This is a genomic window from Pseudomonas sp. EA_35y_Pfl2_R111, from assembly GCF_963970955.1.
Classification (GTDB): domain Bacteria; phylum Pseudomonadota; class Gammaproteobacteria; order Pseudomonadales; family Pseudomonadaceae; genus Aquipseudomonas.
The window spans coordinates 277,301-298,853 of sequence record NZ_CAXAOM010000003.1; the positions used below are offsets into that span (position 1 = coordinate 277,301).

21 protein-coding genes are annotated in these 21,553 nt (G+C 61.7%); 12 read left to right on the forward strand and 9 right to left on the reverse strand.

What is annotated here, in order from left to right:
* The first annotated feature begins 43 nt into the window (after nucleotides 1–43).
* On the forward strand, nucleotides 44–1,303 hold the full coding sequence (locus tag AACY25_RS14250) for a M23 family metallopeptidase (RefSeq protein WP_339525365.1): 1,260 nt from the start codon (nucleotides 44–46) through the stop codon (nucleotides 1,301–1,303).
* Nucleotides 1,304–1,403: 100 nt separating this feature from the next.
* On the opposite strand, the gene AACY25_RS14255 is transcribed toward AACY25_RS14250, so the two are convergent.
* Complete coding sequence (locus tag AACY25_RS14255; RefSeq protein WP_339525367.1) at nucleotides 1,404–2,810, reverse strand: NAD(P)/FAD-dependent oxidoreductase; 1,407 nt, start codon at nucleotides 2,808–2,810, stop codon at nucleotides 1,404–1,406.
* A gap of 61 nt (nucleotides 2,811–2,871) precedes the next feature.
* On the reverse strand, nucleotides 2,872–3,267 hold the full coding sequence (locus AACY25_RS14260) for a YkgJ family cysteine cluster protein (RefSeq protein ID WP_296129555.1): 396 nt from the start codon (nucleotides 3,265–3,267) through the stop codon (nucleotides 2,872–2,874).
* Between the two features lie 323 nt (nucleotides 3,268–3,590).
* On the opposite strand from AACY25_RS14260, the gene AACY25_RS14265 reads away from it, so the two are divergent.
* From AACY25_RS14265 to AACY25_RS14295, 7 genes are all read left to right on the forward strand, one after another.
* Nucleotides 3,591–7,199, forward strand: a complete 3,609-nt coding sequence (locus AACY25_RS14265; RefSeq protein WP_339525369.1) for a DUF2339 domain-containing protein — start codon at nucleotides 3,591–3,593, stop codon at nucleotides 7,197–7,199.
* Nucleotides 7,196–8,566 (forward strand): DUF3999 domain-containing protein, encoded by a 1,371-nt coding sequence (locus tag AACY25_RS14270; RefSeq protein ID WP_339525370.1) that lies wholly within the window; start codon nucleotides 7,196–7,198, stop codon nucleotides 8,564–8,566. The genes AACY25_RS14265 and AACY25_RS14270 overlap by 4 nt, the downstream gene beginning before the upstream one ends.
* Nucleotides 8,567–8,760: 194 nt before the next feature.
* Complete coding sequence (locus tag AACY25_RS14275; protein ID WP_339525372.1) at nucleotides 8,761–10,404, forward strand: histidine kinase N-terminal 7TM domain-containing diguanylate cyclase; 1,644 nt, start codon at nucleotides 8,761–8,763, stop codon at nucleotides 10,402–10,404.
* 88 nt (nucleotides 10,405–10,492) lie between these two features.
* Complete coding sequence (locus AACY25_RS14280) at nucleotides 10,493–11,500, forward strand: class 1 fructose-bisphosphatase (RefSeq protein ID WP_339525373.1); 1,008 nt, start codon at nucleotides 10,493–10,495, stop codon at nucleotides 11,498–11,500.
* Nucleotides 11,501–11,503: 3 nt separating this feature from the next.
* Nucleotides 11,504–12,121 carry a DUF924 family protein gene (locus AACY25_RS14285; protein WP_339525374.1) on the forward strand — a complete coding sequence of 206 codons (618 nt, stop codon included), beginning with the start codon at nucleotides 11,504–11,506 and terminating at the stop codon, nucleotides 12,119–12,121.
* A gap of 69 nt (nucleotides 12,122–12,190) precedes the next feature.
* The gene (locus AACY25_RS14290) at nucleotides 12,191–12,445 is read left to right on the forward strand and encodes a hypothetical protein (protein WP_339525375.1); all 255 of its coding nucleotides are present in this window, start codon (nucleotides 12,191–12,193) and stop codon (nucleotides 12,443–12,445) included.
* Nucleotides 12,445–13,008 carry a lipocalin family protein gene (locus AACY25_RS14295; protein WP_339525377.1) on the forward strand — a complete coding sequence of 188 codons (564 nt, stop codon included), beginning with the start codon at nucleotides 12,445–12,447 and terminating at the stop codon, nucleotides 13,006–13,008. The genes AACY25_RS14290 and AACY25_RS14295 overlap by 1 nt, the downstream gene beginning before the upstream one ends.
* A gap of 8 nt (nucleotides 13,009–13,016) precedes the next feature.
* Here the strand turns inward: AACY25_RS14295 and AACY25_RS14300 are convergent, their stop codons facing one another.
* Complete coding sequence (locus AACY25_RS14300) at nucleotides 13,017–13,409, reverse strand: DUF2141 domain-containing protein (protein ID WP_339525378.1); 393 nt, start codon at nucleotides 13,407–13,409, stop codon at nucleotides 13,017–13,019.
* 86 nt (nucleotides 13,410–13,495) lie between these two features.
* On the opposite strand from AACY25_RS14300, the gene AACY25_RS14305 reads away from it, so the two are divergent.
* From AACY25_RS14305 to AACY25_RS14320, 4 genes are read left to right on the forward strand one after another with little or no spacing between them, the layout of a single operon-like run.
* Entirely contained in the window at nucleotides 13,496–14,413 is a 918-nt protein-coding gene (locus tag AACY25_RS14305; protein WP_339525379.1) for a dialkylrecorsinol condensing enzyme, read from the forward strand.
* 19 nt (nucleotides 14,414–14,432) lie between these two features.
* Entirely contained in the window at nucleotides 14,433–15,599 is a 1,167-nt protein-coding gene (locus AACY25_RS14310; RefSeq protein WP_339525380.1) for a beta-ketoacyl-ACP synthase III, read from the forward strand.
* The gene (locus AACY25_RS14315; RefSeq protein WP_160014827.1) at nucleotides 15,596–16,003 is read left to right on the forward strand and encodes a hypothetical protein; all 408 of its coding nucleotides are present in this window, start codon (nucleotides 15,596–15,598) and stop codon (nucleotides 16,001–16,003) included. Before AACY25_RS14310 ends, AACY25_RS14315 begins: the two co-directional genes overlap by 4 nt.
* The gene (locus tag AACY25_RS14320; RefSeq protein WP_339525382.1) at nucleotides 16,000–17,001 is read left to right on the forward strand and encodes a BtrH N-terminal domain-containing protein; all 1,002 of its coding nucleotides are present in this window, start codon (nucleotides 16,000–16,002) and stop codon (nucleotides 16,999–17,001) included. Before AACY25_RS14315 ends, AACY25_RS14320 begins: the two co-directional genes overlap by 4 nt.
* Nucleotides 17,002–17,081: 80 nt before the next feature.
* Here AACY25_RS14320 and AACY25_RS14325 read toward each other — a convergent pair whose 3' ends face one another.
* Genes AACY25_RS14325 through AACY25_RS14350 form a run of 6 tightly spaced genes read right to left on the reverse strand, consistent with a single transcriptional unit; the run spans nucleotide 17,082 to nucleotide 21,467 of the window.
* A complete protein-coding gene (locus AACY25_RS14325; RefSeq protein WP_339525384.1) occupies nucleotides 17,082–17,642 on the reverse strand; it encodes a hypothetical protein in 561 nt (186 codons plus the stop codon).
* A complete protein-coding gene (locus tag AACY25_RS14330) occupies nucleotides 17,633–18,757 on the reverse strand; it encodes a beta-ketoacyl synthase N-terminal-like domain-containing protein (protein ID WP_339525385.1) in 1,125 nt (374 codons plus the stop codon). The genes AACY25_RS14325 and AACY25_RS14330 overlap by 10 nt, the downstream gene beginning before the upstream one ends.
* Nucleotides 18,754–19,020 (reverse strand): acyl carrier protein, encoded by a 267-nt coding sequence (locus AACY25_RS14335; RefSeq protein WP_339525387.1) that lies wholly within the window; start codon nucleotides 19,018–19,020, stop codon nucleotides 18,754–18,756. Before AACY25_RS14335 ends, AACY25_RS14330 begins: the two co-directional genes overlap by 4 nt.
* A complete protein-coding gene (locus AACY25_RS14340; RefSeq protein WP_339525388.1) occupies nucleotides 19,002–20,186 on the reverse strand; it encodes an ABC transporter permease in 1,185 nt (394 codons plus the stop codon). The genes AACY25_RS14335 and AACY25_RS14340 overlap by 19 nt, the downstream gene beginning before the upstream one ends.
* On the reverse strand, nucleotides 20,183–21,067 hold the full coding sequence (locus AACY25_RS14345; RefSeq protein WP_339525389.1) for an ABC transporter ATP-binding protein: 885 nt from the start codon (nucleotides 21,065–21,067) through the stop codon (nucleotides 20,183–20,185). Before AACY25_RS14345 ends, AACY25_RS14340 begins: the two co-directional genes overlap by 4 nt.
* On the reverse strand, nucleotides 21,060–21,467 hold the full coding sequence (locus AACY25_RS14350; RefSeq protein WP_339525390.1) for a beta-hydroxyacyl-ACP dehydratase: 408 nt from the start codon (nucleotides 21,465–21,467) through the stop codon (nucleotides 21,060–21,062). The genes AACY25_RS14345 and AACY25_RS14350 overlap by 8 nt, the downstream gene beginning before the upstream one ends.
* Nucleotides 21,468–21,553 lie beyond the last annotated feature (86 nt).

A 21,553-nucleotide genomic window follows, 5' to 3' on the forward strand; every position in this document is an offset into this window, starting at 1 on the left:
TGTTCTGAAAAATTTCGATTAAATGTCATGGATGGATAACATAATGAATGGACGCACATATATTGGTTTGGTATCCGGTGTTTTGATTTTTTCGTGGCTGGAAATTACGGTGTTAACTACCTCCGCTATTGCCAACGAAATAAATCATCCTGCTTATAACTACTCGGCACATGAGTTAAAACGCCTGCAGTCAGTAGGCGATGAGCTGCTTTTTAGCAATGCGCTGTTTCTATATGGACGCGATGCAGAGGCGTTTGACCTTGCCGGTTATCTAGCGGTGCATGCGCCGCTGCTACGTGACAAGCAGGAACTGATAGCCCACTGGAGCGGCTATTACAGTATTAATCCCAAGGTGGTTCTGGCGCTTATGGAGCTTAAGAGCGGGTTGATGTCTGCGCCCAGCCAGGAGAAGTTGCGCACCCCTTTCGCGGGGTTGTCCAAGGCGAGTGATTTTGCCGGGCAATTGCGTGATGTTTTGCAGCAGCTATCGCAACGTTTTTACGGTTTTGAGGCTTATCAGCTCAGGCAGGCGCGCACCGGCGCTCAGCGCTCAGGTCAGGATGTGAAGGCGCTGAATGCTGCCAGCGCCGCGTTATTAGGGCTTCTTTATGAAGCGAACAGTGAACCTGTGGTGCTTATGAAGAAGCCGTCGCTGCAAGGTTTTACTCAACAGTTTACTCAGCTATTTAATACGCCTTCTGAGCAAGTGAACCCCGTAGAGTCGAGCGGCAAAGTGGTGTTGGCGGCGAGTGCTCTCCCCCCGACTAATATGCTCCAGCTGCCCTGGTATCAGGGGTATTCCTGGCAATCAAATGGCGCTCACTCCCACACGGGATCGGGTTCGCCGTACTCCTCCATTGATGTGTCCTATGACTGGCCGGGTTGGGGAGCGGCCACATACAGTGTGGCGGCTGCGCATGATGGCCGTGTCACGGTTATGTCGCGCTGCCAGGTGCGCGTCACCCACGCCAATGGTTGGGCAACCAACTATTACCACATGGACAATATTCGGGTAAGTAATGGGGAGATCATCACGGTTAATACTAAATTGGGAAACTATGCGAGTAACCGGAATACCGCGCTGTGCGAGGGAGGAAGTTCAACTGGGCCGCACTTGCATTTTTCAATTTTATACAATGGGCGTTATGTTTCATTGCAGGGCGTTAATCTAGGTGCCTTCCGCATTTCGGTGGGTTCTTACAATTACGACAATCAATGCAATCGCTTCAACTTCTACAATGTGAACACGCGGCGCTACCAGTGCGCTTGGAGTGCGCTGTATAACGCGGGGCCGTTGAATTAGCCCTGTGAGGTGATCTGCTGTTATCGCTGCAACTAACCCAGATGCTAGTTGCTTGGTCTTGGGCTGATATCCGCCAGGGTGCCTTTTGTGAACGGCTCCGTTAGTGCATAAATTTTTCCATGGTGCCGGCCAGGCTGCTGGCCAACTTGCGCCGCCAGGGCGCGGTGTCTGGGTTGGCCAGCACACGGTCCTCATGCACAAAGCTCTGGATGATCGCGTTGTAGCCGAGCCAGCGCAGCGGCTCCGGCTCCCAGCGCGGCAGGCGGTTGATCGGCTGGTCGCCCAGCACCCAGGGCTGGCAGGTCAGCTCGCTTTGCTGGTTGAGAATCAGGTCCGCCAGGGTGCGTCCGCCGAGGTTGCTGGCGCCCACGCCTTCTCCACCGTAACCGCCGGACAGGGCGATGCCGTTGCTGCGGTCCACCAGCATGTGCGGGCGAAAGCGCCGCGCCATGCCCAGGTTTCCGCCCCAGGCATGGGTGATGCGTACCTGCTTTAGCTGCGGGAAGAGTTCGCCGAACAGGTAGCGGCGCAGGTCGCGCTCATCCTCACTGAGGTTGAAATCGTGGCGCAGTTGGCCGCCAAAGCGATAGCCGCCACGTGCGCCAAACACCAGGCGGTCGTCGGCGCTGCGCTGACCGTAGGTGACCTGGCGGCTGTTCTCACTGAAGGCCTGACCGCGCTCCAGGCCGATATCGGCCCAGACTTCCTTGGGCAGCGGCTCGGTGGCCACCAGCAGGCTCTGCACTGGGAGTTGATGCTTGCCCAGCGGCGGCAGGCTGGCGGCATAGCCTTCCACGGCAGGGACAATCCAGTCAGCGCGCACGCTGCCGCTGGCGGTGCGTACCATGCCTGTTTGCCAGTCGGTCACGCGGCTCTGTTCATACAGCTCAACGCCCATGGCCGCTACGCAGCGAGCCAGGCCGCGGACCAGCTTGGCCGGCTGAATGGTCGCGCAGTGCGGCGTATAAATCGCGCCGTAGGCATTGGCCAGTTGCAGCTGTTTGCCCAGATCGAAGGGCGTCAGCCAGCGGTAGTCATTTTCATCCATGCCCAAGGCGCGCAGTTCGGCCAGATACTGGCGCAGACTGGTCAGTTGCTCGGGGTAGCGCGCGGCGCAATACAGCACGCCGGCTTTGCGGTAATCGCAGGCGATCTGCTCGCGCTGCAGTACGCTGGCGACTTCATCGGGTATGCCATGCAGCAGCTTATAGGCACTTTGGCGTGCGGCACTGGGCTGGTCGGCGAGCAGGCTGCCTTGGCCGAGCAGGTTGCCCATCAGCCAGCCGCCATTACGCCCGGAAGCGCCGAAGCCGGCAATCTCGCCTTCGAGGATAACGATGCGCAGCTGCGGTGCCTGGCGCTTGAGGTAATAGGCGGTCCACAGGCCGGTGTAGCCGGCGCCGATGATGGCCACATCGGCATGCAGATCTTCGGTCAGCGCGGGGCGGGCGGTCAGCGGTTTGTCCAGCTGATCCATCCACAGGCTGAGGGTGTGCCATGGGAACATTTAGGTTGACCTAGTTCGCAAGGGAGGCGCCTAGGATAAACCAGTGTGGCGAGGGGATAGCTCAGGCTTTGGGCTTGTATGCGCAATAACCCGGGCGCGGGCCGATTTTCGGGTGATTGCGGCAGGTATCCGGGCGCTTGTCGTAAATGGTGCACAGGCGGGTTTTGCGGTCGAGGTAGTAGCAGTCGTTGTTGCTCATGCGGGTCAGGGTGAAGATGCCCGACTTCTGATGGAAGCGCTCGACGATGCCGTCTTTCTGCAGGCGCTTGGCGATGTTCTTCAACGGCTCGCTGCGTTCGAATTCGTCGACCACGCCAATACGAATCAGGTCATTCAACCGCGCTTCAACTGGCAGCGTGCAGCAGCTGGACATGCAGCTGTGGCACATGTCGGCGGTATATTTGGCCCAGGTTTCAAGGCGGTCGAGTTCGGCGGCGGCAATCAGGTTGTTTTTCATCGGGGCTGGCGTCAGGTGTGCGGCGCGCGATGATAGCGACCTTGCGGCGTTTGTGAATGACTATCTGCCGGCTGGTCATAATTTGTGCGGTTATGTTCGAGCTAATTTTTTATGGCTGCCACCCATGGCAGAGCCTGTTTGGTTCTCCGCGACACAACGTTATAAATAGCTCCCGACAATTTATGACTGTGCTGTGATGCGTGCGGCATTCGTCTCTCTGGGTATGCACCCGCCAGGCTCCTATACTGCTGCGCAGTTTGCGCAGTTTGCGCCGGGTGCTGGGCAACAGGATGTTCGGGTTTAGCTGAATAGGAAGGCGCTGCATGCAATGGATTTTCATGCTGGTGGGGCTGGTGCTCGGGGCGTTGGCGGATGAGACGCTGACGGCCTCGCTGTTAGGTGCCTTGGTGGGGTTGGGCCTTGGTCAGGCGCTCAAGCTGCATGGACTGGAGCGCGAGAATGCTGCGTTAGCGGCACAGCTCAAGGCTTTTTCTCAGCGCTTCGAGCAGGGCACAGCGGCGCTGTATGAGCGCTTGCTCAAGCTGGAGCAGGGCGCAGCGCCGGCCCCTGACGCGCCACCCGTGGCGGAGCCGCTCAGTTCCGTTGCCGAGCCCGAACCTGAGCCCATTGTCGCTGCCCAGGCTGCCCAGGCTGCCGAGCCCGAGCTGGACTGGACCCTGGATTTTGTCCTGCCCGAACCTGCGCCTGAACCGGTCGCCCCTATGCAGGCTGCGCAGGCTGCGGCTGGACCCGCAGCCGAGCCGATCAAGCAGCCGCCTGCAACGCCGTGGAAACCGGCCGAGCCGCGTCAGCCAACTTTGCTTGAACGGGGCTTTACCGCGGCGAAGGATTGGCTGCTGGGTGGCAACACGGTGCTGCGTGTTGGCGTTGTGCTGCTGTTTCTCGGTCTGGCCTTCCTGCTGCGTTACGCCACTGAAGGAGTGGTAGTGCCGGTTGAGATGCGTTACGCCAGTGTCGCCGCCAGTGCCGTGGCGCTGCTGGCTCTGGGCTGGTGGCTGCGCCTGCGCAATCCTAATTACGCACTGATGCTGCAAGGCACCGGGATCGCCGTGTTGTACCTGACGGTGTTCGCTGCCATGCGCCTGCATCCTTTATTGGACTCTGGCGTGGCGCTGGGCCTGCTGGTGCTGGTCACGCTGTTTTCGGCGATCCTGGCGGTGAAGCAGAATGCCCTAGGCCTTGCGGCTGCCGCGGCCCTGGGCGGTTTTGCGGCGCCGATTCTGACCTCGACCGGTAGCGGCAATCATGTCGCGCTGTTCAGTTATTTCGCTCTGCTCAATGCCGGAATCTTCGCCATCGCCTGGTTCAAGGCCTGGCGTCTGCTCAATCTGATTGGCTTTGTTGGCACTTTCGGCATCGGTTTCGCCTGGGGCATCCGCTCCTATACGCGGGAACTGCTGTGGAGCACCGAGCCGTTCCTGATTCTGTTCTTCCTGATGTATGTGGCCATCGGCTTGCTGTTTGCCCGGCGCAAGCTGCGCGAGGCGCTGGATGCGCCCGGGGATCGTGATGCGCTGCTGCGCTGGGCGGCGCGCAAGGGCGACTATATCGATGCCACCGTGCTGTTCGGCCCGCCGCTGGTAGGTTTTGGTCTGCAGTTTGCGCTGGTGCAGCATATCGAGTTTGCCGCCGCGTTCAGTGCGTTGGCGCTGGGGCTGTTCTATCTGCTGCTGGCGCGGCTACTGGTCGGCCGCACGGGTGATCGTGCTGTGCTGCTGGTGGAAACCTGCCTGGCACTCGGTGTGGTATTCGGCAGTCTGGCGATTCCGTTGGGTCTGGATGCGCGCTGGACCTCGGCCGCCTGGGCGGTTGAAGGGGCGGGTATCTTCTGGCTCGGCCTGCGTCAGCAACGCAGCCTGGCGCGGGCGTTTGCCTTGCTGCTGCAAATTGGCGCGGCGCTGGCATTTGCCATTGGCTTGCGCAGCGGGGAGTTGACCGTGCTGGACGGCGCGCCGCTGGGCGCGTTGATGCTCGGCGTGGCCTTGCTGTTCAGCTACTGGCAGCTGCGCCAAAACACGGCACTGGCCAGTAGCTTGGAAGTGCGCGGGCTGCCGGTGCTGGCCTGCGCGGGGCTGGGCTTCCTTTATCTGATAGCGCCATTGCTGTTCGCGGCGCAGGGCACGGCGATCAGCTGGGCGCTAGCTGGTCTGCTGACGCTGTGGCTGGGCCTGCGCATCCAAGCGCGCAGTTTCCTGTTCAGCGCCTTTGCCGTGCAGCTGCTCGGTGGCCTGGTATTTATGCTGGACATGGCCGGCAATGCGTCCAGCGGTATAGGCGGGTTCTCTGCCGGCTGGCAGGGCTTGTTGACCTCGTCCTTGATCGGTTTCGGCCTGATCGCCGGCATGTTGCTGGCGGCGCGGGACCCGCAGGTCGGCGCGGATCGCCGCCTGCTGCGCGGCCTGTCCGTCGTGCTGTTGGTGGGGCTGGTATTTCTCAATCTGGCGGTGCTGTTCGTATTGCCCTGGGCCACGGCTAGTGCGGTATGGGGCGGCAGCGGGCTGCTAATTATCTGGCTCAGCTTGCACCTGCAGCAACGCGCCAGTTTTGTCTTCGGTCTGTTGCTGCAGGTGTTGGCGGGGCTGGTGTTTCTTGCGGTCAGCCCGTTGCTGTTCGGTCAGTTGTCGGCTGAGGGGATTCGCCCGCTGGCGCATATGGATTTCTGGACGCCGCTGGTGCTCGGCGTCGCCGCTTTGGTCGGTGCCTGGCGTTTGCAACAGCTGGCGCGTCGTGAGGCGCCCAGCGCCCTGGGCAATTTCAGTTTGCTTGGCTTGGCGCAATTGCTGTTGGTGTGGGGCACGGCCTGGTGGGCGCTGGCGCTAAGCAGTGAAGTGCTGCGTTTTGTTGCGCCTGAATGGCAGGCAAGTGCCTTGCTCACGGTACTGGCGGCCAGTGTGGCCTTGGCGGCGCTCCTGGCGCCGCGCACGCGCTGGGCCGAATTGGCGCTGCTGTGTTGCCTGCTGACGCCGTTGGCCGGCGTAGTGCTGCTGCATGCCTGGCACCTGCACTATCACCCGGCGGCGCAGTTCGGCTGGCTGGCCTGGGCGCTGCTGTTTGTTGTGCACTTCTGGGCGCTGCGGCGTTTGGCTGTGCAGCTGCCGGCCGGCGCGTTGAGCGCCGCCCATGTGCTTGGCTGCTGGTTGCTGCTGGGCGTGCTGGCGCTGGAGTTGCGCTACCTGCTGCTGGCTCTGTCGGAGCATTACAACGCCTGGCGCTGGCTGGGCTGGGCGCTGCTGCCGAGCGCCTATCTATGGCTGATGGCGCTGCCACGCCGCTGGCCTTGGCCGGTGGCGGCCTATCCGCGTGAATACCGTTTGCTGGCAGCGGCCCCGCTGGCGCTGCTGATGCTCGGCTGGTTCTGGCTGGCCAACGTCGCCAGCGCTGGGGATGCCGAACCCCTGGCTTACCTACCGTTGCTCAATCCGCTGGAACTGGGCTTGTTGTTTGCTCTTGGCGCAGTATTCGCTTGGGCGCGTATGGGCCTGGCTGAGCTGGGAGTGGACGCCATACGCAGCCAGTGGCTGACCCAGGCGGTGGCTGGGGCTTCGTTGTTCGCGCTGCTGACAGCCATGGTCATGCGCACGGCTCATCATTGGGGCGGCGTGCCATATCAGCTGGATGCGCTGCTCGATTCGATGTTGGTGCAGGCCGGCTTGTCGATCGTTTGGACCCTGATCGCCCTGCCGCTGATGCTCCTCGGTAATCGCCTTGGCCGGCGCGAGCTGTGGCTGATCGGCGCGGCGCTGATCGCGCTGGTGGTGGCCAAGCTGTTCTTCGTTGAGTTGGGTAATCGCGGTGGGCTGGAGCGTATCGTGTCGTTTATTGGTGTTGGTGTATTGCTGTTGGTGGTGGGCTATTTCGCCCCGTTGCCGGCACGCAAGGTGGATGCGCAACAGTCGCAGGAGCCCGCATGATCAATCGTTTTATCCTCGGCGCATGTAGCGCTGCGTTTCTTGGCCTACTGTGCAATGCGCCAGCCTTGGGGCAGGAGCAGTCTGGCGATTATGCCGTGCAACTGCCGCTGAGCCTTAGTGGGGAAGGGCCCTGGTATCGCCTGGACGTACCGATGGCGCTGCATTTCGCCGCACGCTATGGCGATTTGCGTGACCTGCGGGTGTTTAACGCGGAAGGCCAGGCCCTGGCCTACGCCTTGGTAGCCGGGCAGGGCGAGTCGCGCGACAGCCAGCAGGAGCAGGCGGTGAAGTGGTTTCCGCTATATGCCGAACAAGGCGATAGCAGCGCCACGCCGAGCCTGCGAGTACAACGCAGCACCAGCGGGACTTTGATCGAGCTGCTTGATGAGCCGGATCCAGCCGACAAGCCGGCGCTGCTGCGTGGCTGGCTGTTGGATGCCAGCGCGTTGCAAGAGCCGCTGGTGCGCCTGCAACTGGACTGGAGCGGTGGTCAGGAGGGTTTCCAGCATTTCAGCATCGAAGCCAGTGACGACCTGCAAGCCTGGCGCTCCTGGGGTAGCGGACAGTTGGCGCGCTTATCGTTCGACGGCGAGCGTGTCGAGCAGCGCCAGATCGAGCTGCCGGGCAGCAAGGCGCGCTACCTGCGCCTGCTCTGGCAAAGCCCGCAGCAAGCCCCGCAACTGACGGCGGCCAGCCTGCACAGCCAGCGCAGTGACAGCATGCCGGCGCCGCTGGTGTGGTCGCAGCCATTGGCGGCAACGCGCAGCCCGGATGGCCAGTATCAGTGGCAACTGCCCCTGGCCTTGCCGCTGGAGCGTCTGCACGTCGAGCTCAGTCAGGCCAATAGCCTGGCGCCGATCCGCGTCACTGGCCGCAGCGAAGCCAAGGGCGCGTGGCAATCACTGGCCCAGGGCCTGCTCTATCGGCTGCCGGAAAATGGCGTGGAAATCCGTCAGGACGAACTGCCGTTGCCGGGCTGGGCAGTGCAGCAGTTGCGTCTTCAAGTGGATGAGCGCGGCGGCGGTCTGGGTGTCGAACCGCCGCAAATCAAGCTCGCGGTGCGTGCCACCCAGCTGGTGTTTCTCCAGCGTGGTAGCCCGCCCTATCGGCTGGTGGTGGGGCGAGCAGGGGCCCAATCAGCTGCCTTGCCATTGTCTACCTTGATCCCTGGTTATCAGCCGCAGCGCCTACAGCAACTAGGCACAGCCGAAGCGCAGTTGCCGGCTGAGGATCTAGTGCCGCAAGAACAGGCTGCGGTTGGCGAGAGCGACTGGAAGCGCTGGGGGCTATGGCTGGTGCTGCTGCTTGGCGTGGGCTTGCTGGCGCTGATGGCAGTAAGCCTGTTGCGCCGACCGAGTGCTGAATAGCGCTGGATGACAGAAATAAAGCCCAGCTGCCTAACGAATTTTGCAGTATGGTTGGCATCTTCGATTGATTGGCGTTTGAGGTCAGGAAGGCCCTTGCGTATTGCTACTTTGACCCGTCTTCGGGTGATTCCCATGCGTTTGCCAGGCTTGTTTGGCAAACCTATCCAGCCGTTTTCCTTGGCAGTGCCCTACCGATGAATGCCTGCGGTGATTCCGGCTGGGCGCTCAATGGCCCGGTGATTCTGACTTCAGCGGTTTGCCTCGGTGTGCTGCTCTTGGCCCGCTGGGTTATGCGGCAGCGCTATTTCCCAGGGCGTGAGAGCTTTATCGTGCTGCACCTGGCGAGCCTCTGGTGGATGATCGCCGCAAGTCTGGAAATGGCCGCGCAGGGCCCGCAGTGCAAAGTGTTCTGGGCCACCATGGCCTGGCCGGGCATTCTGATGGTGCCGACTTTCTGGGCGGTGTTCCTCTGGCAATATGTCAACAGCGTGCGTCAGCCGCTGCCGCTGCGCAGTACCCTGGGTTTGGCTGTGGTGCCGGTGCTGATCTGGCTGATGGCCCTGAGCAATCCCTGGCATGGCCTGTTCTACGGCGCGGATACAGCACCGCTGAGCGATGAGCCGGGCGCGCCGATTCGCTATCAGCATGGGCCGCTGTTCTACGCTGCCGCCGCTTATGTCTACCTGTTTATGACCTTCTGCATGGGTGTGGTGCTGCGCGCGGCGATCGTCAGTTATGGCGTGCACCGGCGGCATTACCTGGCCTTCGTCTTTGTTACGGCAGTGCCCTGGGCCGCCAATATCAGCTATGTGGTCTTCGGTTGGATGCTGTTCGGTTTTGACCCGACCCCCTTCAGCTTTGCGTTTACTCTGGTGGCGTTTGCCTGGTTGATCGTTGGCGTGCGCCTGTTCGATTTGCTGCCGGTAGCGCGCCATCTATTGCTGGATGCATTGCTCGATCCGGTGCTGGTCGTCGATGCGCAATTGCGGGTAATCGAGGCCAACCCCGCTGCATTGAAACTGGCGGGGCTACGCAGCGGCTGGCAGGGCCGGCAGCTCGTCGACTGGCCGATCCTCGGCGCTGATCTGCAACAGCTGCTGAGTCAGCAGGTACAAGGTGAGCATGACTGTTTGCTGACCCTGGCCAACTCGGCGCGTTATTTTGAGGTGCGTATCCGCGCCATTGAGCGGGTGACCCATCGCGGTACTCTGGTGCTGGGGCGAATGCTCTACCTGCGTGATGTTACCCAGCGCCACCTGAGCGAACTGAAGCTGGCCGAAGCCCTGGCCCTGAGCGAGGAGCGCCTGCGCACCATTACCAACCTGCATGAACAACTGCAGGAACAGGCGCTGTGCGACCCGCTGACGGGGCTCTATAACCGGCGCTATCTGGACGAGTTTTTTGCTCGTGAGCTGGCCGTGGCACAGCGCGAACGCACGCCAATTTCCCTGGCGCTTATCGATCTGGATCACTTCAAGCAGCTCAACGACGAGCATGGCCATCTGGAAGGTGATGATGTGCTCAAGGGCGTGGCGCAGCATCTACAGGAAAACCTGCGCAGCTCGGATGCGGTATTCCGTATCGGCGGTGAAGAGTTCCTGCTGATCCTGCCGCGGGCCGATGCCCAGGAAGCCCGCGCGCGCCTGGAAACCATCTGCCGTGAGCTGGCTGCACAACCGCTGCCAACCCGCGGCGGCGCGCGCTATGTGACTCTCTCTGCCGGTCTTGCACTGTGGCCCGAGCAGGGAGTAGTGCTCGATCAACTGCTGCAGGTGGCGGACGCCGCGCTCTATCAGGCCAAGCATGCCGGACGTAATAGGGTATGTAGCCTGAACTAAAAGCGGCTAACTCCATCTATCCAGTGCTAAGGCGCTTCTCCTGTTAAAGGGGTAAACTGCGCGCGATTTCATTCCCTCGGAGCTCCCCATGTCCCGCGTTACCCTCAGCCGCTACCTGATTGAGCAGACCCGCTGCAACAACACCCCAGCCGATCTGCGTTTCCTTATCGAAGTGGTCGCACGGGCCTGTAAGGAAATCAGCCACCAGGTATCCAAGGGTGCACTGGGCGGCGTGCTGGGTAGCATGGGCACCGAGAACGTTCAGGGCGAGGTGCAGAAAAAGCTCGACGTGATTTCCAACGAAATCCTGCTCGAAGCCAACGAGTGGGGCGGTCACCTGGCTGGCATGGCGTCGGAAGAAATGGACAACGCCTACCAGATTCCCGGCAAGTACCCGAAAGGTGCCTACCTGCTGGTATTCGACCCGCTGGACGGTTCCAGCAACATCGACGTCAACGTTTCGGTCGGCACCATCTTCTCGGTACTGCGTTGCCCGGATCGCAATGGTGATGAAGGCGACCTGGGCGAAGAGGCCTTCCTGCAGCCGGGCACCGAGCAGGTGGCTGCCGGTTACGCGATCTACGGCCCGCAGACCATGCTGATGCTGACCCTTGGTGATGGCGTTAAGGGCTTCACCCTGGACCGCGAACTGGGCAGCTTCGTGCTGACCCATGACAACATCAAAGTGCCGGAGTCGACCAAAGAATTCGCCATCAATATGTCCAACCAGCGCCACTGGGAAGCACCGGTACAGCGTTATGTCAGCGAGCTGCTGGCGGGCGAGACCGGGCCACTGGGCAAGAACTACAACATGCGTTGGGTCGCCGCGATGGTCGCCGACGTGCATCGTATCTTGACCCGTGGCGGCGTCTTCATGTACCCGCGTGACAGCCGCGAGCCAGAGAAGCCGGGCAAGCTGCGTCTGATGTACGAAGCCAACCCAATGTCGATGATCATCGAGCAGGCTGGCGGTATGGCCACCGATGGCAATCAGCGCATTCTCGATATCCAGCCAACTTCCCTGCACCAGCGCGTCGCAGTCTTCCTCGGTTCCAAGGAAGAAGTGCTGCGCATCAGCGCCTATCACCGCGAGTAAGCAATGAACGCGCCCTGGCAGCCGTTGCTCAACTGGTGGTTCGGTGCGGCCGGCTGCGGCCCTGGCGTGTCGGCTGCCGAGGTGGCGGCCAGTCGTACTGCGCTGTGGTTTGGCAAGCAGGACCGCCAGGATGTCCAGGCGCGCGAGCAGTTTGGCGCGCTGGTCGAGCAGGCTCTGGCCGGTCAGTTGCAAGACTGGCAAGCCGAGCCTGAAGGCTGGCTGGCGACGCTGCTGTTGCTTGATCAACTGCCACGAATGATCTTTCGCGATACGCCCAAAGCCTTCGCCGGCGACTTGCTGGCGCGGCCGTTGGCCCTACATGGGTTGACTCGCGGCTGGGATCAGCAGCTGCATCCCATCCAGCGAGTATTTGCCTATCTTGTGCTGGAGCATGCCGAAGACCTGGCGCTGCAGAATCAGGCCGTGCAGCTGTTTCAGGTGTTGCTTGAGCAGGCTGCAACCGCTGAGCGCGAACTGTTTGCCGGTTATCTGGATTATGCCGAGCGTCATCAGCGGGTAATCGCGCGCTTTGGCCGCTTTCCCCATCGCAATCAGGCTCTCGGGCGGCTTTCGAGTACCGAGGAATCGGCCTTTCTGCGGGAACCTGGCTCGCGCTTCTAGCATCCAAGCAGGCACGCTCGGTATAGCTATGCCAAGCTGGTCTTGGTTATTTCCTCAGGAGTTTTCCCCATGTCTATGCGCGTCGTCGCACTAGTTGCCGGTTGTTTGCTGCTGGCTGCCTGCAACAAGATCAATCAGGACAATTACACCCAGCTTAAAGCGGGTATGAGCAAGAACGAGGTCGAGGGCCTGCTAGGTAAACCAGGCGAGTGCGCCGGCGCGCTGGGTATGTCCAGCTGCACCTGGGGTGATGAGCAGCGCTTTATCAGCGTTCAGTACGCTGGCGACAAGGTCATGATGTTCTCCGGCAAGGGGCTGAAGTGATGCGCCTGCTGGCGGCGTTGGCCGCAGCAGCGCTGTTGGTGGGCTGCGCCAATTCCGGCACAGGCGTGGTGCCACCGAGGACTGTCGAAAGTGTCGATCTGCAGCGTTATCAGGGCACTTGGTACGAGCAGGCGCGTTTGCCGATGTTCTTCCAGCGTAATTGCGCGCAGTCCGAAGCGCTTTATGAGTTGCAAGAAGACGGCGCTATCGGCGTAACCAATCGCTGCCGCACTTACGATGGCGATATACAGCAGGTGCAAGGCCAGGCCGTGGCTCAGGTGCCGGGCGAGACCAATAAACTCTGGGTGCGCTTCGACAACTGGGCCAGTCGCCTGCTGCCGGGGCTGACCAAGGGCGAGTATTGGGTGCTTTATCTGGATGATGACTACCAAACTGCACTGGTCGGCCATCCCAATCGCAAGTACCTGTGGTTGTTAACGCGAGATCAGGACGCCAGCGCGAAACACCTTGCGACGCTACTTGAAGAGGCGCGCAGCCGTGGTTATGACACCCGCGAGCTGATCTGGCGACGCACGGCTGCTGAGATGGCTCTGCAGCGTTAACTGTCCTGCTATTTCTTGGCTTTCGGGCTCTGCAGGCGGATGCGCAGTTGAGTGTCCGCAGTGTCGTGCTCGAATAGGCTGTCACCTGGCGTGGGTTTGCCATTGAGCAGCGGTGGGTTGGCAGAAAAGCCCACCGGTTCCAGCGGGATGCCGCGCCGGCCCTGATCAAGTTGGCCGTTGCCATTGCTGTCCTGGTACAGCTGAATGGCGTAGCGCCCTGGCGGCACATCGCTCAGGTGCAAATGACCGTCGTCAGTCTGTTGCTGGCGCAGCGGTTGTTCCGGCCAGCGCTTCTGCTCGGCGCTTACCAACGCCGCTTTCACTGTTTCGTTGGCCTGGATCCCGTCTACGGTGACCAGGATATCGCCGGCCTGCACGTACGAGCCGACCAGTAGCAGCAAAAGGCCAGTTTGATAGCCGGTCTTCGTTACGGTTTGAAGAATTCTCTGTGGCATAATCCGGGCATTTTGCAGGGGATTGGCTGGCGATGCGTCAGGTCTTGATCGTTCATTTTTCGCAAACCGGCCAGCTAGACAGGTTGGCGCAGTCAGTTTGTGCACCGTTGCAGCAACACGGCGATATTCAGCTGGATTTTCTGCAGCTGCAACCCGCGCAACCTTACCCCTTTCCCTGGCCGTTTCTCGACTTTTTCCGGATTTTTCCGGAAACCGTGCTGATGCGCCCGCAGCCTCTGCTGCCCTTGGCGGTGGATGCGAGCAAGCGTTACGACCTGGTGATCCTCGCCTATCAGGTGTGGTTCCTCTCGCCGTCGCAGCCGATGACCGCTTTTCTCGCCTCGCCTGAGGCGGCGCAGCTGCTCAAGGGTACGCCGGTAGTGACCCTGATCGGTTGCCGCAATATGTGGCTGATGGCCCAGGAGAAGCTCAAGAACCGGCTCACTGAACTGGGTGCGCGACTGGTGGACAATATTGCCCTGACCGACGCCTGTGGCACGGCGGCGAGTTTTCTGGCAACGCCCTTATGGCTGTTTACCGGTAGGCAGAAGCCCTACAGCTGGGTGCCGCGTGCCGGGATTGATGAGGCGGAGATTGCGGCCGCCAGCCGTTTTGGCCAGGCCATGGTGCAGCGGCTGACGGCCGACAGCCTGCCGATCGAGCAACCCATGCTGACCGGGCTTGGCGCGGTACGAATTGATGAAAAGCTGATCGCCAGCGAGAAGGTTGGCAATCGCAGCTTCCAGTTATGGAGCCGCTTGCTGGCCGCTTTAGGCCCGCAGCAGAGCCGCCGGCGCGGTGCCGGGCTGGTGGTATATATCCTGTTTCTGTTGTGCCTGATCGTCACCGTAGTGCCGCTCAGTGCCTTGCTTAAAAAGCTGTTGGCGCCGCTGTTAAAAGAGCGCACTCAGCGTGAGAAGGCGTACTTTGCTGGCCCATCTGGCGAGTGAAGTGACCCGAGGAAGTCCCGTGGTACAACCTGTATTTATCAATCGCATCAGCGCCTTCCTGCCCCATGAGCCGGTCGACAACGAGCAGATGGAAGCGCGCCTGGGCCTGGTCGGCGGCAAGCCGTCGCGTGCGCGCAAGCTGATCCTGCGTAGCAATGGCATCCAGCAGCGCCACTATGTAATTGACCCGCAGACCGGCGCGCCGAGCATGAACAATGCCCAGGTCAGCGCGGCTGCGATTCGAGGCCTATTGGGCGTCGATTTCCAGCTGGAAGATCTCGATTGCCTGGTGGCCAGCAGCGCCTCGCCGGATCAGGTGATGCCTGGCCATGCGGTGATGGTGCAAGGCGAGCTGGGCAATCCGCCGTGTGAAGTGGTCTCCACCGCTGGTATCTGCCTGTGCGGCATGACCGCGCTGAAATACGCCTGGATGAGCGTAGCCAGTGGTGAGAGCCGCAATGCCGTGGCCTGCGGCTCGGAAGTGGCCTCGACGCTGATGCAGGCAAGCAACTTCAACGCCGAGTACGAGAGCCGCCTGGACGAGCTGGAAACCCACCCGGAAATCGCCTTCGAGAAGGACTTTCTGCGCTGGATGCTCTCCGATGGCGCCGGTGCTGTGTTACTGCAGGGTCAGCCGAACCGCACGGGGCTGAGCCTGCGCATCGACTGGATCGACATCTTCTCCTTTGCCGACCAGATGCCGCCGTGCATGTACGCCGGTGCGGAAATGGTTGACGGCCAGCTGCAAGGCTGGAGCCGCTATGAAGGTGCCGAGCGCAACCGCCGCTCGCTGATGGCGATCAAGCAGGACGTCAAACTGCTGAACGACAACATCGTCAAATACACTGTGGAAGAAACCCTAAAGCGCATCATGGCGCGGCGCGAACTGCATGCCGATGCGGTCGATTATTTTCTCCCGCACTACTCCTCGGAGTTCTTCCGTGAGCGCCTGTCCGTGGGCTTAGCCAATGCGGGTTTGCCGATCCCGCAAGAACGCTGGTTTACCAACCTGACCAGCAAGGGCAATACCGGCGCCGCGTCGATCTTTATCATGCTTGATGAGTTGTTCAATTCAGGTAGCCTGCGCAGCGGCCAGCGTTTGCTCTGCTATGTGCCGGAAAGTGGGCGCTTCTCCAGCGCCTTTATGCAGTTGACAGTGGTTGGCCAGGACGGTGACAACACATGAAGCTCGATGAGGTTCCCCAGGATCACAGCTCCACTTACGGCGGCCACTGCAAGTTGGTCTATGCCGTGGATGCCAGCGGCCATTATCAGGGCGCGCAGAGCGATGGCTGGGAGCCGGAAGCCTTCGCCACCCAGCTCGCCGTGGCCGAGCTGCAGGAGCAGGAAGCCGAGGCCGAAGCGGGCTGGCAACGCGGCGAGCTGTCGCCGCTGAAATGTCTGATGTACCGCTACCGCCTGGATGAGCCGGCGCTGGCGCAGATTACCGGGCTATGGCAGTGGCGCATTCGTCGGCATTTCCGCCCGGCGATTTACCGGAAGCTGTCGGCAGCCATTCTGGCGCGTTACGCCGAGGCGTTCGGCCTGCCCGTTGAGCAATTGATCTCCTATCAGAAGGGCATGGCATGAGCAGTTTTCAGCATCAACAGAGCGCCCACTGCGAAAGCGGGGTGATGGCCAGCCTGTTGACCCATGCCGGTCTGCCAATGAGTGAGCCGATGGCGTTTGGTTTGGCTTCCGGGATGGCCTTCGCCTATCTGCCGATCGTCAAACTCAGCGGTATGCCGCTGATTGCCTATCGCATGCCGCCCAAGCACCTGATCAAGACCCTGAGCAAGCGCCTGGGCGCGCGCCTGCATACACGCACCTTCGGTAACCCCGAGCAAGGCCGTCGCGAGCTGGATGCGGCCTTGGACAGCGGCCGCTTGGCCGGGCTGCAGAGTTCGGTGTTCTGGCTGCCGTACTTTCCGCCGGAGATGCGCTTTCACTTCAACGCGCACAACCTGCTGGCCTACGGCCGCGAGGGCAATGAATACCTGATCAGCGACCCGGTGTTTGAAGAACCGGTGCGCTGCGCCGTCGAAGACCTGCAAAAGGCCCGCTTCGCCAAAGGTGCGCTGGCCGCCAAAGGCCTGATGTACTGGCTCGACGATGTGCCGCTGGAGCAGGACTGGAACAAGCTGATCCGTCAGAGCGTGCTGTCGACTACGCGCATCCTCGATGGCATGCCGCTGCCGTGGATCGGTATTCGCGGTATTCAGCACCTGGCCAAGCAGATCGATAAGCTCGATCCAGCGCAGAGCAAATACAACCGCCTGTACCTGACCCATATCGTGCGTATGCAGGAAGAGATCGGTACCGGCGGTGCGGGTTTCCGCTTTATGTATGCCAGCTTTCTGCAGGAGGCCGGCGAGAAACTGGGCGACAGCAATCTGCAAGAGGCCTCGACGCAACTCACCGCCATCGGCGACAACTGGCGCCAGTTTGCCTCAGCCTGTGTGCGCGCCAGCCGCAACAAGGGCGAGACACCTAACTTTGCCCCTATCGCCGAAAGCCTGCGCGGTATTGCCCTGCAGGAGCGTGGGCTGATGAAAGAGTTGGCTGCCTGGAGCGAGCGCAAAGGGTAGGGCGGGGTCTGTAGGAGCGGCCCATGGCCGCGATAGGTTCTGCCTGCAAAAGCATCGCGGGCATGGCCCGCTCCTACGGTCTATTCGAGGTGCAGCTGCATGACTTTGATCCCTACGCTTAACTCGGCAAAGCTGTTGGTGTAGGCACCGCTTACCGCACCTTCCAACAGCAGGGCCTGTACGCAGAAATCTCCACGTTCGTCGCAGACCAGTAAGAGTGCCTGTTCGATCAGGCCATCCTGCAGATCTAGGTTGGCCAAGGCCTGCAACTGCGCCCAGACCTGCTCTCCAGCACCGATAAACAGGTTCGGCCCGTTGATACCCAGCTGCTGGGCGATGTGGAAGCCCGCGGCATTGCTCACGCTATTCACAAACTCGAAAGGCTTGGGCTGTTTGTGCTGCACGCATACCGCCTCCAGCAGCGCACCCATGGTGGCCCGCGCCGGGTGCGCCGAGGCCAGATACAGACCGCAGTTGCTGCGTACCTGAGGTTTCAAGGGCGCTGCGGCCAGCAGGCATTGCAGGATCAAGCGGTCGATACGCCGTGGCGGATTGTCCAGCCACTGACCCAGAGCGGTCTTCAGCTGTTTGTCATCCGTGCTGGCCAGGCCGTGGATCTCACTGGCGGCGATTACCGGCATGGCGTTTCTCCTGCGAGGCAACCCTGCAAGACTAGGCTGGCGTTATTGCCGCCAAAGCCGAAGAAGTTTGTTAGCAGCAGGCTGTCTGTCGCCAGCATCTGCGGTTCTGCACCCAAGGGCAGCATGGCTTCGTTGGCGTAGCTCACAGCGGGCAGCGGGCCGTTTTGCAGGGCCTTGAGCAGCAGCAGGCTTTCACTCAGACCGCAGGCACCCAGGGTATGGCCGAGCCATGGTTTGAGCAGGCTTAGGGCCGGCATCTGTTCGCCATAGAGCAGGCGCATGCCGTTGCTTTCGGCTACATCGTTGGCGCTGGTGGCGGTGCCGTGCAGTTTCACCAGGTCGATCTGCGCCGCCGTGCAGCTGGCGCTGCGTAGCGCCTGTTGCATGACCCAGTGGATATGACTGCCATCTTCGCGGGTGGTGGTCAGGCTGCTGGTGTCGCAGGCGCTAAAACCGCCCAGCAGGCGCGCCAGTGGTGCGTCACCCGGCTCGCGGCTGAGCAGCACGGCGGCATAGGCTTCGCCCAGCAGCAGGCCGTCGCGCTCGGGATGAAACGGGCGATACTGGCCGCTGGGGCTGGTCAGCATCAGCGCGCCGAAACCCTGCATGGCGATGGCGCTGGGCGTTTCGAAGCTTAGCACTAGGGCGCGGGCGTACTGGCCGTCGTTGATAAGCCGGGCGCCATAAAGCAGGCCGTTGGCGGCACTGGTGCAGGCGGTGTTCAAGGTAAACGCGGCGGCAAAGCCCCAGCGTTGGCGCAGCTGATTGGCAAGCAGGTCGAGGGACGTCGAGTCGTCCGGACGAAAGCTCTGCTGTCGACGGGTTATGGCCTCCAGCTCACTGATATCCAGGCTGGTGCTGGCGACGATCAGCAGGCAGTCGTCGAGGGGCTGGAGATTTGCGCCGAGGGCTTCGCCCAGCAGGCGATCCAGGCGCTGGCTCAGGCTTTCGCCGGTTTTGGTGGCGTATAGATAAGTGCGCGGCTCATGCACTTCATGCAGCACAAAGGGCTCGCCTTGTGGCGGCGGGCCCATCTGTAGGGCGCGTGCTGCGCTGTGCAGGTCATCGCCCAAAGCGCAGTGCAGGGCCGCGCGCTGCAGGTAGATCGGATTCACTGCTGCTGCCTGATATAGGCGGCAATACTGGCGATGCTAGCGAGGATGCGACGGCCATCTTTGGCGCCTTCGATGCGTACGCCGTAGTGCTGCTGCAGCGCCAGGGAGACTTGCAGGGCGTCGAGGCTGTCCATGGCGATACGGCTTTTCGCGCCGAACAGCGGCTCGTCGTCGCTGATGCTCTGCCAGTCGATATCGTCTTCCTTGTCGCACTCGCGGATCAGCAGTTGTTTGAGTTGTTGTTCTAGTAGTGAGTGGTCCATTGCGTGCGCTGTACTCGTCGGGTGAACAGAAGCAGCCCGGCCATCCCGCACAGCGCTGCAAACAGCAGCAGGCGCGCGCAGTAGGGGGCGATGTCGGCCAGTAAGCCGTGGCCCACCAGCAGGGTGAGAAAGGCGTCCAGCGCCCAGCTCATTGGGGAGATTTCCGCCAGTTGGGCCATGGCCGCCGGCATCACGCTTTTCGGCACCATGATTCCGCCAATCGCGGCCAGCAGGATGTTGATGCCGCCGCCAAGGAGCAGTGCCTGCTCGCTGCTACGCGCCAATGCGGCCAGCAGCAAGCCTAGGCTGCAGGTGGCCAGGGCGATGCTGACGGCCAATAGCGGGTAGGCCACGGCGCTGCCGGGCAAACTCAGGGCGGGCAGACCAAGCAGCGGCAGGCCATAGACGCCGATACCCAGCAGCAGAACAAACTGCAGCAGGTTGATCGCCAGGTACGGCAGCAGTTTGCTTAGCACCAGGGTGCCGAGGTTCAGGCCCAGGCAGCGCAGGCGCAGCAAGGTGCCGCTCTGTTGCTCACGCTGAAAGCCACCGGCCATGGGCAACACCACGAAGAACATGCCGAAGATCAGCCAGGCCGGCACGCTTAGTTGGGTGGCGTTGGCACGGCCGCTGAGGTCGCCGCTGGCCAGTTGTTCCTGCTCGTCGATCCGGCTCTGGGTGCGCTGCTGCACCAGCTCCAATCGCTCGGCGCGGCTTAATTCGGCATCGATCACGCCGCTGTCTTCCAGATAAGCCAGCAACCGGGTTTGCGCCAGGGCGATGCTTACCGCGCTGTGCAGACGCTGGCGCGACAGTTTGTCGAACTGCGCCGGGAAGCTCAGGCTCGGCCCTTGATGCGGGCTATCCAGCAGCGTGTCGGCAAAGTCGGCGGGCAGGCGCACATGGGCGAGGCGCTCATTGCTGTCTGCGAGCAACTGACTATCTGCCAGCTGCGCCTGCAAGGCGTCGCGGAAGAACTGGCTGGCGTCGCCCTGCGGCGCTTCGATAATCAGGCGCAGCGCCGGTGGTTTGTCCTGCATGTAGCTGGACATGGCCCCGGCCATCAGCAGCAGAAACAGCGTCGGCATAATAAACAGCACGGCCAGCGCATGGGGGTCGCGCAGCAGCAACAGCACTTCCTTGCGCAGCAATGCCCAGAGCCTCATAGCCGGCCTCCGTTAAGACGCAGATAAAGCTGTTCAAGCGAGGGGCGACCAAAGCGCAGCAGGTTGGGCAGGCCATCCTGGGTGGCGACAAAATCGGTGATTGCCAGCAGCTGCTGGCCATTCAGAGATGCGATACGCAGACCCCTAGGCAGCACTTCGGCCGTCAGTTGCAGGCTCGCTAGCAGCTGGTTAAGGCCGGCGGGGGGCGCGTCCGGCCACTCCAGCAGCAGGCTGTGGTCGTCACCGAGCAGCTGGCGTTTGTCCAGATCCAGGCGTACCTGACCTTCGTGCAGCAGCAGAATGCGCTGGGCGACCCGCTCGACTTCTTCCAGATAGTGGCTGGTGTAGATCACCGCCTTACCATCGGCTGTCAGCTGCTCCACGGCAGCCAGCAGCTGTTGGCGACTCGCGGCGTCGACGCCCACGGTAGCTTCATCGAATAAATAGAGGTCAGCGGGTTGCAGCAGGCCGATAGCGAAGTTCAAGCGCCGTTGTTCGCCGCCGGAGAGCTGCTCGCTGCGTCGCGTCAGCTTGTCTCCCAAGGCGCAGATATCGATGCACTGCTGCAGGCGCTGACGGCGTTCGGCGCCGCGCAGGCGATACAGGTCGGCAAATAATTCGAGGTTCTCGCCCACCTTGAGCCCGGCATAGAAGGCCAGCTGCTGCGGTACCAGGCCGAGCCTTGGCTGGCCTTCCCAACGCAGCTCGCCCTGTTGCAGCGCCAGCACGCCGCTCAGCAAGGAGAGCAGGGTGGTCTTGCCGGCGCCGTTACTGCCGAGTAGGCCGAGGCATTCGCCGGCCTGTAGCTGCAGGTCGATACCCTGCAGCGCGGCGCGGCTTGCGCCTGGGTAGCTGTGCGTAACGTGGCGAAGTTCAAGCATGGATCAACACCAGCAGCAGTTTGCCGTCGAGCAGTAGCTGCTCGTCATTGTGGATGCTGAAGGCATACAGCGCGCCGGCCGGGCTTAGCGCTTCTTGCTGGGCGCTGACTTGCAGCGCGCCGCTGCGTTGCGTCGGTTCATGGTGCAGCTGCAATTGCGAGAGCTTGCCGACCAGTGCCATTTCAATGGCACTGGCATCGCCGTATAAGGCACCATGCGCGGCGCACAATTGGGCTGCTGCCTCGAACAGCAGGCAGGGTGAGGCGTCGCTGCCAAAGGTCTCGAGAAAGCGCCAGGCACTCAGGCCTTGAATGCTCAGGCTGTCATGCGCCAACAGGCCATCCAGCCAGAGGGCTGGGCCTTGATGGGGCAGCAGGCTGTGCAGTTGGGTGCGGTCCATTGCGGGCGGCCGAGACAAAGAGGTCGGCAGTGTAACAGAGGGCCTGCAGGTCTCGCAGCGCCTGGGTTTGACGGGCTAACGAGCTG